This window comes from Thermus sp. FJN-A (assembly GCF_054655095.1).
The window spans coordinates 1-470 of the sequence record NZ_BAAHSC010000101.1 but is presented as its reverse complement, the minus strand read 5'-3'; the positions used below and the strand labels follow the sequence as shown (position 1 = coordinate 470).

Below are 470 nucleotides of genomic sequence, written 5' to 3'. Positions count from 1 at the left end.
CCTTGCCTCCGGGCCTCCGCGCCCCCTTTGGGGGCCCTCGCGCCCGGCGCGGGAAAAGCGCGCGGGTGGGAGGTAGTTATGGTGTCCCTTCCCCTTTCCGGTGTGGTGGCCTTCGCGGGCTCCCGGCGCGGCTCCCCCTGGCCCGTGGCCCCCGTGGTGGCCCTGGTCCTGGCCTCGGGGGGCGTGGTGCGGGTGGGGGACCAGCGCGGGGTGGACGCCGCCGTGGTCCGGGCCTTCCCCGGCGCCCAGGTGGTGCGGGCCTCTCAGTTCCCGGGGCCGCCCAAGGCCCGGCTCGCCCAGCGCACCCGGGCCGTGGTCCTTGGCCACCGGGGCCTGGGCCTGCCTCCGGCCTCCTGCCTCTTGGTCTTCCCGCCGGAGGGCGGGGCCCCCGCCCTGGGGCCCGGCTCCTCCCTGGCCCTCCGCCTGGCCCTCGAGGCCCGCCTCCCCGCCTGGGTGGCCGGGGAGCCCCG

At 79.8% G+C, this 470-nt stretch carries 1 protein-coding gene; it reads left to right on the top strand.

Features of this window, described 5'->3' with window-relative positions; translation table 11 throughout:
* Nucleotides 1-78: 78 nt before the first annotated feature.
* Nucleotides 79-470, top strand: a 392-nt coding sequence (locus ACYQ0J_RS00520; protein WP_460170261.1) for a hypothetical protein, incomplete at its 3' end; no start/stop codon positions are given.